Annotated in this window: 12 protein-coding genes; 6 read left to right on the top strand and 6 right to left on the bottom strand. The window is 64.0% G+C overall.

Annotated features, from left to right (window positions below; all coding sequences use genetic code 11):
* Positions 1 to 11 precede the first annotated feature (11 nt).
* On the bottom strand, positions 12 to 1,676 hold the full coding sequence (locus tag LPJ38_RS32910) for a methanol/ethanol family PQQ-dependent dehydrogenase (RefSeq protein ID WP_145629327.1): 1,665 nt from the start codon (positions 1,674 to 1,676) through the stop codon (positions 12 to 14).
* Positions 1,677 to 2,009: 333 nt separating this feature from the next.
* Between LPJ38_RS32910 and lanM the strand changes: the two genes are divergently transcribed.
* The 5 genes from lanM (at position 2,010) to LPJ38_RS32885 (ending at position 4,581) form a co-directional block, all read left to right on the top strand.
* On the top strand, positions 2,010 to 2,402 hold the full coding sequence (gene lanM / locus LPJ38_RS32905; protein ID WP_145629325.1) for a lanmodulin LanM: 393 nt from the start codon (positions 2,010 to 2,012) through the stop codon (positions 2,400 to 2,402).
* A gap of 123 nt (positions 2,403 to 2,525) precedes the next feature.
* The gene (locus LPJ38_RS32900) at positions 2,526 to 2,849 is read left to right on the top strand and encodes a hypothetical protein (protein WP_060736691.1); all 324 of its coding nucleotides are present in this window, start codon (positions 2,526 to 2,528) and stop codon (positions 2,847 to 2,849) included.
* A 223-nt stretch (positions 2,850 to 3,072) separates the two neighbouring features.
* On the top strand, positions 3,073 to 3,153 hold the full coding sequence (gene pqqA / locus LPJ38_RS32895; protein ID WP_008562446.1) for a pyrroloquinoline quinone precursor peptide PqqA: 81 nt from the start codon (positions 3,073 to 3,075) through the stop codon (positions 3,151 to 3,153).
* 260 nt (positions 3,154 to 3,413) lie between these two features.
* Entirely contained in the window at positions 3,414 to 4,241 is an 828-nt protein-coding gene (locus LPJ38_RS32890; RefSeq protein ID WP_231088468.1) for a DUF6662 family protein, read from the top strand.
* Between the two features lie 94 nt (positions 4,242 to 4,335).
* Entirely contained in the window at positions 4,336 to 4,581 is a 246-nt protein-coding gene (locus LPJ38_RS32885; RefSeq protein WP_145629321.1) for a hypothetical protein, read from the top strand.
* A gap of 24 nt (positions 4,582 to 4,605) precedes the next feature.
* Here the strand turns inward: LPJ38_RS32885 and LPJ38_RS32880 are convergent, their stop codons facing one another.
* Genes LPJ38_RS32880 through LPJ38_RS32860 form a run of 5 tightly spaced genes read right to left on the bottom strand, consistent with a single transcriptional unit; the run spans position 4,606 to position 8,269 of the window.
* Positions 4,606 to 4,953: a hypothetical protein gene (locus tag LPJ38_RS32880; RefSeq protein ID WP_145629319.1), complete on the bottom strand. Its 348-nt coding sequence runs from the start codon at positions 4,951 to 4,953 to the stop codon at positions 4,606 to 4,608.
* 26 nt (positions 4,954 to 4,979) lie between these two features.
* Positions 4,980 to 5,774, bottom strand: coding sequence for a pentapeptide repeat-containing protein (locus tag LPJ38_RS32875; protein ID WP_167520273.1), 795 nt, complete (start codon positions 5,772 to 5,774; stop codon positions 4,980 to 4,982).
* A 48-nt stretch (positions 5,775 to 5,822) separates the two neighbouring features.
* A complete protein-coding gene (locus tag LPJ38_RS32870) occupies positions 5,823 to 6,560 on the bottom strand; it encodes an ABC transporter ATP-binding protein (RefSeq protein ID WP_145629314.1) in 738 nt (245 codons plus the stop codon).
* The gene (locus tag LPJ38_RS32865) at positions 6,550 to 7,287 is read right to left on the bottom strand and encodes an ABC transporter permease (RefSeq protein WP_145629312.1); all 738 of its coding nucleotides are present in this window, start codon (positions 7,285 to 7,287) and stop codon (positions 6,550 to 6,552) included. The genes LPJ38_RS32870 and LPJ38_RS32865 overlap by 11 nt, the downstream gene beginning before the upstream one ends.
* Before the next feature lies 1 nt (position 7,288).
* Positions 7,289 to 8,269, bottom strand: a complete 981-nt coding sequence (locus LPJ38_RS32860; RefSeq protein WP_167520282.1) for an ABC transporter substrate-binding protein — start codon at positions 8,267 to 8,269, stop codon at positions 7,289 to 7,291.
* Between the two features lie 87 nt (positions 8,270 to 8,356).
* Here LPJ38_RS32860 and LPJ38_RS32855 point away from each other — a divergent pair, with 87 nt between their 5' ends.
* Positions 8,357 to 8,716, top strand: coding sequence for a hypothetical protein (locus LPJ38_RS32855; RefSeq protein ID WP_145629308.1), 360 nt, complete (start codon positions 8,357 to 8,359; stop codon positions 8,714 to 8,716).
* Positions 8,717 to 8,832: the final 116 nt, after the last annotated feature.

Below are 8,832 nucleotides of genomic sequence, written 5' to 3'. Positions count from 1 at the left end.
GTGCCCGTTAGCTACTGCTTGACTGCAAAGAGCCACAGCGAGCCGCCGGGCGGCACCTGAGCCAGCCGCTCGTCGCCAGAGAACAGCGAGTAGACGCCGCCATAGCCGCTCGTCACGGCGACGTACTGCACGCCGTCCTGCTGCCAGGTCACCGGCTGTCCCTCGATGCCGGAGCCGGTCTGGAACTGCCAGAGCTTCTTGCCGGTATCGGCATCGAAGGCCTCGAACTCGCCGGTCAGCGCGCCAGAGAATACGACGCCGCCGGCCGTCGACAGCACGCCCGAGAAGCGCGGAATATCGCTCGGCGCTTCCCATTTCGATTTTCCGGTCATGGGGTCGATGGCCTTGAGATGACCGCGCGGCCCGTCGCCGTACTCCCAGAGGTCGGTCAGATCCATGCCGAGATACCATTCACCCTGCTTGAAGGTGACGGGCTCGGTCTTGTACCTGCCGCCGAACGCGAGCGTGTTGGCATAGGCAAGGCCGGTCTGCGGATTGAACGACATCGGCTCCCAGTTCTTGCCGCCGAGAATGGAGGGATAGACGGTGACTTTCTTGCCCTCGCGCGCGTCCTTCGACACATCGGTCTCGATCGGACGTCCCGTCTTCATGTCGATGCCGGTCGCCCAGTTGACCTTCACATAAGGATTTGCGGCGAGCAGCTTGCCGTTGGTGCGGTCGAGCACATAGAAGAAGCCGTTGCGGTTGGCGTTCATCAGCGTCTTGGTCGGCTTGCCCTCGATGTTCACATCGGCGAGCACCATCTCGGCCACGGCGTCGTAGTCGAACGGGTTGTTCGGCGAGAACTGGTAGTGCCACTTGATCTTGCCGGTCTTGGGATCCATCGCCAGCACGGAGCAGGTGTAGAGATTGTCGCCGGGGCGCACTGCCGAGTTGAACGGGCCTGGATTGCCGATGCCCCAATAGACCGTGTTCAGCTCGGGATCATATGAGCCCGTAATCCAGGTCGAGCCGCCGCCGAGCTTCCAGGTGTCGCCCTTCCAGGTGTCGCCGCCGGGCTCGTCCGGCGAGGGGATCGAATGGGTGCGCCAGACATGCTTGCCCGTCGCAGGGTCCCAGCCGTCGATGAAGCCGCGCGTACCGAACTCGGCGCCGGAGATGCCGGTGATGACCACACCGTCGGCGACCAGCGGGGCCACCGTCATGGAGTAGCCTTCCTTGATGTCGGCCGCCTTCTGCCGCCACAGCTCCTTGCCTGTTTTCGCGTCGATCGCAATCACGTTGGCATCGAGCGTCGTACGGAATAGTTTGCCTTCGTGAATCGCGACACCGCGATTGATGATGCCGCAGCAGACGATTCGGGGCGTCTCGGCAGGATATTCGATCTTGCTCTTCCAGATCTGCTTGCCGGTCTTGACGTCCACCGCCATGGTTGCATTGTGCGTGGTCACATAGATCACGCCCTGGTAGACGATCGGCTGGGATTCCTCGCTGCGGTCGTCGTTAAAGGAGTAATTCCAAACAGGGACGAGGTTCTTGACGGTATCCTTGTTGATCTGTTTCAGCGTCGAGAAGCGCTGAAGATTGTAGCCCATCCCGTAGTTGAGAACGTTCGACGTATCGGTCACACCCTTGACCAGCTGCTCGGTGGTCTGGGCATACGCGCAAGTTGATACAAGCATGACGAGGCTCGCGGCCATCGCAAGGCGTTTCATCCGTTCCTCCCAATATGCGCGTCTTTGACGCTGCGGGAGCAACACTCCGCCCGAATGCAAAACGCGTCAATACGAAAGTCGTAAGTGCGACGCCGATATGTTGAGCGGCAGATGCAGTCACCTGACAGAAACCTTACAACCCCTCTCACACTTGTGCGCAGGCGCTGGAGAAATTCCGCGGTGCGAGGCGGCCGAGACGGAAAGCGACGAGCTTGAGGCGGGAGTTCCGGGAATTGTGACGCGCGCAGGTTGTAATTTCCCCTTGAACCGGAGCTCGTTTGCGGACTTATGTCGGTTTGATCCCTCTCGAATCGAGGATCTCAGGAGGTTTCGATGATGTCTCGTCACTCGGTTGCGCTTGCGCTCACGATCGCATTGCTGTCCGGTCCGGCCTTCGCGGCATCCGGTGGCGCGGTCAAGATGTTCGATACGGACAATGACGGCACGCTCGATCTCGCGGAGGTGAAGAAGGCGGCCACCGCATTGTTCACCAAGCTCGACCCCGATCGCGACGGCACGCTGGACGCACGTGAACTGCGCGGGCGGCTATCGGCGAAGGAGCTGGCCGCCGCCGACCCCGATCGCGACGGGACCCTGACGCTGGACGAATACCTTGCCGTGGTGGAGCAGCGCTTCAACGCGGCCAATCCGGACAAGGACGGAACGCTCGATGCCAAGGAGCTGAACGCACGGCCCGGCCGCGCGCTGGTGCGCCTGCTGCGCTGAGCGCCGCACTGCCGGGAGCTTAATTCCGGACCGGAAGCCCGGAACATCAGGCTGTGCGGTCTGTTCTTCTCGCGATGTCCTGCTCTGCGCCGGGGCAGCGCGGCGGGAGAAGAGGAGAAGCAGATGAACACGAAACGTTCCGTTCTTGCTGCCTGCGCGATCCTGACGTTGAGCGCGGGCGTCGCCATCGCCGGCCCGTGCAACACCGGCAGCGCCAGCACCGACAAGGATGCCGGTTCCGGTCCGGTCACCGTGGGTTCGGCACAGTCCCAGAGCTCGTCCAGTGAAACGGGTCAGCATCCGCCGACCAGCACGATGAACCGCGCCAGCAGCGGCGCGGCAGCCTCGTCGGAAGATGCACAGCGACAGATGCAGAGTCAGCCGACCGCAGCGGAGCGGGCGGAAGGCGCCAAGCCCAATACGCAAACGGCAGGCAAGGATTGCTGACGCGGTACTAGTCGTGCCGATTCGAGCGTGATGTGTCGCGCGAAGTCGTCTTGTTCAGCCCCGTGCTTGACCAAGAGCGAACTGGCTTTGCCCGAGAGAGAAATAGAGCCGCGAAGAATCGACACGGATGCGTTCGGCGTTCGAATCGGCGCTTGAACTGTCGGGGACCCAGCCCTAGGTTTTGCCCCGCGCTATGTCGCGCTCAATACCTTGGGAGACCCGAATGGCTTGGAAAGCTCCGAAGATCGTGGAAGTGCCGGTCGGCATGGAAATCAACATGTACGCCTGCGCTTCGCGCAAGTAAGACTGACGACCTGCCGCGGCTGCGACGGCAAATGCCGCCGAAGCCGTGGCAGTGTCGGACCGTCGGCTGCCGCGGGCAAGACTCGTGATCTGGTGCTGACGTCAACATCACACGCCTTCAATTCCCTCCATCAAAATCTCGATCGCGTTCTGCAGCCCTGTGTTAGGCTCACGCCTGGCCAGCGCCTCATCAGGTGGCGCACGCCTTCGGGGCAGGGGATGCGCGGCAGGGCTTGCAAATTCGGAATGGCGGTTGCGTGCTTGGCCGCGCTCGCACCGACATGTGTCAGCGCGGAAGAAGGCTTCGATACCGAGCACATCTTCGGCTTCATGATCGGCACCGATATCGGCAATGTCGGCGAGCGCGAGTTTCAGACGCAGACCACAGGGAGCTTCGGCAAGGGCAGGGGTATCTATCGCGCCCTCGAGCACGAGGTCGAGATCGAAATGGTGCCGCTGCCGAATTTTCGCGTCGAGGTCGGCGGCACTGCCAGCCTACACGACATTACCGGCGTCCCCGACATCGACGATCGCCGCCAGTTCAATTTCCAGGGCGCCTCGCTCGACCTGCGCTATCGCCTGCTCGACCGCGAGCGGGCGCCATTCGGCCTGACCGTCGCCGCAGAGCTCCACGGCAATCGCATCGACGAGACCAGCGGCGCGAAGGGACGGATGTACGGCACCGAGTTCACGCTCGCCTTCGACCGCGAGCTCGTTCCGAACTTCGCCATCGCTGCGCTCAACCTGATCTATCAGCCGGAATGGGCGCGCTTCGAGATGACGGGACTATCCGAGAAGAGCTCGACGATCGGGGCGGCGTTTGCCGGCCTGGTGCGCGTTCGGCCCAATGTGCTGCTCGGCGGGGAGATGCGTTATTTTCGGCAATACGAAGGCATTGGCCTCGGCGAATTTTCGGGCCAGGCCCTGTTTGTCGGCCCGACCGCTTATTTCCAGCTCTCCGAGCGCTCGCGGCTGACCTTGAGCTGGAGCATGCAGGCCTGGGGACGTCCGGCCGGATCGTCCGGCAATCTCGACCTCGTCAATTTCGAGCGCCACCAGGCCAGATTGGTGTTTGGCGTTAATTTCTAGTTGTGGGGCATGTCTCCTGCGCGCGGGTAGAGTTGCCAGAGCAGAGTTCCACCACCCGATTTGAAACTTCGCTCTCCTTGGGACGTAGTTTTTCGTGCTAACCTCGGTTGCCCATGCGAGAGGATCCCGGCATGAACCGATCAATCTGGTGGTGACTGTGTGTGCGGTGCTCTCGCCTGCGACCTGCGAGGAACAGCATCTGGTGTTCCACTATTCCGGGTCGCCGCGGCAATGCGCGATGGCCGCGCCCCCCTATATTGCGCAATGGGTCGGAGAGCATCCGAAGTGGCACGCGATAAAGTGGCGCTGCGAATACCCGCACCCGAACGACAAGGCGTGAGGGGTCCAACGCAGAGACGCGGCGCTACTTATTGCAGTCCTTAAGATCCTTGTCGGCGATCGAGAACACCGCATCGGCCCTGATCTCGATGTCGCGAACCACGCATTGGCGCCCACTGGGATAGCCGACCTTCGCGTCGTAGCGGCCGGGCTCGACGCCCACGATGCGCAACCGCTCGTCGTGGTCGACCTCCTTGTCCTTGTCGTTCAGGCATTGGTTCGGGCCCCAGTCAGTCTTGCCGGAGGGAGCGAGCTGGAAGCCGGAGATCGTCTCCGTCGTCAGATTCCAGAGCCGGATGCCCTTGCCCTTGGCCTGCGCGGCGGCTTCGCCGGCAAGCGTCAACAACGCGATCAAAGCCAGAACCCAACGCATCAGCCAGTCCTCCCAAAGGCGCGCCATCATTCCCTGATCAGGCGTTCGCGGTTCTTTGCCTTGTCGAAGTTTTTGGCGCGGTCAAGGCCGTTCGGTGCGATCAGCTTCGCCGAGACGAGATCGGCGCCGTCGAAATCGACCTCGATGACGATGGCACCGGTCAGATCGGCGCCACCGAGTTGGGCGTTTTTCAGCGATGCACCACTCAGGTCGGCGCCCCTGAGGACCGCGAACTCGAGGTCGACGCGCGACAAATCGGCGTTGCGCGCGTTCAGCCGTTCCAGATTGGCGGATCTCAGCACCGCGCGCATCAGCCCCATCGACTGGTTGCGCATGTCGGCGCCGAGATGCGCATCCGCAATCGACGTGCTGACCATGCTTGCGCCGGTGAGATCTGCCGTGATGCGCGCACCAGTCAGATCGGCGCCGTCGAGGCGAGCACGTGCCATCTGTGATGCGAACAAACTGGCGCCCTTCAGGCTCGCGCCCGTGAGATCTGCATCCAGCAGCCACGCCTGATCGAGGATCGCCCCATCGAGCCGGGCGCCGGTGAGTTTCGTCTTGTTGAGCCGTGCCGCACGGAGAATGGCTTTGGTGAGGTCGAGGCCACTGAGATCGAGCCCCGATAACCGCTTGCCGGTGAAATCGGCCGGCGCGCCGGCGATCGCTTTGGCTAGTGTGGCTTCGACCTCCTGCCGGCTCATCTCGGCGGAGACCATGGCGGGTGACGTCAGATCGAGATCGCGCATCATGTCCTGCGCGCGCGATGTTGTCGCGAGCAGAGCAAGGCCAAGCGCCGTCAGGGCGATCGTTCGCGTCATCAGCAGACTCCGCTGCGATCCAATCTAGCACATGCCTCGCGCGATTGCCTATGAGGCATCCCGCCCGGCGCGTTCGTCGCCTTCCTCTTGGATGCGTCGCGCTAGCACGGCCTTGATTGCCGCAATCTCGGCTTCGCCCCGTGCGTCGCGCGGAATGGCGATCGGCACCTCCTGCATGATGCGGGCCGGCCGCGGCGACAGGAAGAGCAGGCGGTCGCCGAGCCGGATCGCGTCGTCGAGGCTGTGGGTGACGAGCAGCGTCATCACCGGACGGCTCGCCACCAGCGTTGCGATCTCGTCGCGCAGGCGGCCGGCGAGCGCGTCGTCGAGCGAGGCGAGGGGCTCGTCGAGCACCAGCAGGTCGGGCTCGACCGCGAAGGCACGGGCCAGTGCCACGCGCCTGGCGAGCCCCAGCGACAATTCGCCGGGGAAGTGGTTGCGATGCGCCTCCAGCTCCAGGATCCTGAACAGCTCGGCGAGCTTCGCATCGGTGACGTCGGGGGCCGCCAACCGCACATTCTGCTCGACCGAGCGCCACGGCAGCAGCCGCGGCTCCTGGAACACCATGCCGATCCGCGCCTGCGGCGGGCGCGCGATCCGTCCTTGAAATTCGTGGTCGAGCCCCAGGATGATGCGCAGCATCGTGCTCTTGCCGCAGCCGGAGGGGCCGATCAGCACGCCGACCTCGCCGGATTGCAGCGCGAATTTGACCGGCGCCAGCACCTCGTGCGTTCCGCCCGCGGCACTCTTGAACGTCTTACCTGTGATCTCGACCTCAAGCCGCACGGGGGCGCCACCGTGTTGCGCGGGCTTCGAACGGCTGCACCAGCAAGGTTTCGATGACGAGCACGACGGCGGCAAACGTCAGCGAATAGGCGAGCAGCCGCGGCGTGTCGAACAGCTGGAAAGCCACGCCGATCTCGAAGCCGACGCCGTTCGGCCGTCCCAGGAGCTCGGCGACCAGCACGATCTTCCACACCAGCGACAGGCCGGAGCGGGCGGAGGCTGCGATATAGGGCGCGAGCTGCGGCAGCACGACGTGGCGGAAGGCGCGCCATCGCGGCATCGCGAACACGCTCGCCATCTCGTCGAGCGAGCGGTCGAGTGCGCGGGTGCCCTCGCGCAGGGTGACGATGGCGGTCGGCAGCTTGTTGATGGCGATCGCCGCGATCGCGGCGGCCTCGGTGAGGCCGGCCCAGATATAGGCCAGCACGATCACGACCAGCGCGGGCAGATTGAGCAGCAGGATCAGCCAGGGATCGCCGAGCCGGTCGGCGAGCTTCACGCGGCCCATCAGATAGCCGATGGCACTGCCGAGCGACATCGCCAATGTGAAGGCGAGCGCCACGCGGGCCAGCGTGGCGCCGAGATGCAGGAACAGCGCGCCGGATGCGGCCTCCGCGATCATCACCTGGAGCACAGCCGGCGGTGAGGGCAGCTTTGCGCCGCCGACGAACAGCGCGGCGGTCCACCAGATGGCGAGGAACAGGGCGAACGAGAGAAGACGCAGCACCTCAGTCTCCGGGGACCGCGTGATAGAAGGTGCCGGGATCGAGCTCGGCCGCCGGTCCCACGAGATCGCGGCCACCGGTCTCGGCCAGCACGCGGTAGAGCACGCGCGCGTCCGTCTCCTCGTCGGCAATGCTTCGGCGCGGGATGCCGTCGCGATAGCGCTCGCGGTAGGTCTTGAGCATGGCTGGATCGCTGGTGCCGGTGAGCGGCGCGATCTTGTCCCAGGCCGCGTCCGAGGTCACCAGCAGCTCCTTGGCCTTGCGCGTCATCGCGATGAAGCGCGCCACGGCGTCGCGATGACTTGCCGCCCAGCTCTCGTCGAAGACATAGCCGACCGCGGCGACCGCGCCCTTGGCGCCGAGCTTCGGCAGGATGTCCTCGATGCCGGCGAGCCGGCGAAAGCCCTTGACTTCGAGCTGCGCGCAGAAATTCCAGAAATTGAGGCTCGCATCCATCTCGCCATCGAGCGCCTTGGCGGCGATCAGGGGCGGGGCACCATAGACGACGGTTGCCGCAGACTTCAGGTCGATGCCGTCTTGCTTCATGCTTGCCTGGAGCAGCAGCCAGCTCTTGTCGATCGCACCGCCGGCGACGGCGAGCTTGCGTCCCTTCAGATCCGCAAGCGTCTTGATCGGCGAACTGGCCGGCACCATCACCGCGCCGAGCGCGCTGGAGTAGGGATAGAAGGTGAGCTTGGCGCCGAGCGCGCGCTCGCGCGATACCCACAGCCAGTCCGACAGGATGATGTCGGTGCTGCCTGCGCGCATCGCGATCTTGCCGGCCTCGGTGCTCGCGAGCTCGGTGACCTCGAGCGACAGGTCGGCCTCCTTGTCCAGACCGCTTGCGCGGATCGCGGCCAGCTCCCAGGAGAATGTTCCGGTCTTCTGCACCGCAAGGCGGATGGTCTCCGCGGCGCGGCCGGGTGCGGCAAGGGTCAACGCCAGCATCACCGCGAGCGCCAATGTTCGACCAGAAGCTCTCATCACCTTGTGAGCCGTTTCCTCTGACGGAGTACTTTTCAGGACAATACGCATAGCATAGCTTTGGTCGCAACCATTGGGAGGATGCCTATGAAACTGGCGGGACAGCTACGACCGATTGTCGCCGCATTGACGGTATTGACGGCGACTGCGTGCGCGGCGCAGGCCGAGGAGGCCAACGATTATCCGACGTCGGCGCGCGCGGAGTACGTCTATGGCTGCATGAAAGCCAATGGCGAGAGCCGGCAGTCGATCGAACAATGTTCCTGCTCGATTGATGTGGTTGCTTCGATCATGCCTTACCAGCGCTACGTCACCGCAGAGGCCGCGCTCAGCATGTCCCAGGTGCGCGGCAATCTCGGCGTTCAGTTCCGCACCTCGGAGCAGGCGAACTCGGCGGTGAACGATTTGAGGCGTGCGCAGGCGGAAGCCGAGGTGAGGTGTTTTTGACGGCCTGCTCAATGCCAACCGTATTCGTCATGCCCGGGCTCGTCCCGGGCATTCACGTTCTTACGGTATTCGCCAAATTCGTGGATGGCCGGGACAAGCCCGGCCATGGCGACCGA

The organism is Bradyrhizobium daqingense (genome assembly GCF_021044685.1).
Taxonomy (GTDB): domain Bacteria; phylum Pseudomonadota; class Alphaproteobacteria; order Rhizobiales; family Xanthobacteraceae; genus Bradyrhizobium; species Bradyrhizobium daqingense.
Note: the sequence above shows the minus strand (reverse complement) of the source record. Positions and strands in the feature narration are given on the sequence as shown.

What these genes read in the sequence shown, in the direction of transcription:
- LPJ38_RS32910 (WP_145629327.1), bottom strand. Translation starts at nt 1,676, where the DNA reads ATGAAACGCCTTGCGATGGCCGCGAGCCTCGTCATGCTTGTATCAACT.
- lanM (WP_145629325.1), top strand. Translation starts at nt 2,010, where the DNA reads ATGATGTCTCGTCACTCGGTTGCGCTTGCGCTCACGATCGCATTGCTG.
- LPJ38_RS32900 (WP_060736691.1), top strand. Translation starts at nt 2,526, where the DNA reads ATGAACACGAAACGTTCCGTTCTTGCTGCCTGCGCGATCCTGACGTTG.
- pqqA (WP_008562446.1), top strand. Translation starts at nt 3,073, where the DNA reads ATGGCTTGGAAAGCTCCGAAGATCGTGGAAGTGCCGGTCGGCATGGAA.
- LPJ38_RS32880 (WP_145629319.1), bottom strand. Translation starts at nt 4,953, where the DNA reads ATGCGTTGGGTTCTGGCTTTGATCGCGTTGTTGACGCTTGCCGGCGAA.
- LPJ38_RS32875 (WP_167520273.1), bottom strand. Translation starts at nt 5,774, where the DNA reads ATGACGCGAACGATCGCCCTGACGGCGCTTGGCCTTGCTCTGCTCGCG.
- LPJ38_RS32860 (WP_167520282.1), bottom strand. Translation starts at nt 8,269, where the DNA reads ATGAGAGCTTCTGGTCGAACATTGGCGCTCGCGGTGATGCTGGCGTTG.
- LPJ38_RS32855 (WP_145629308.1), top strand. Translation starts at nt 8,357, where the DNA reads ATGAAACTGGCGGGACAGCTACGACCGATTGTCGCCGCATTGACGGTA.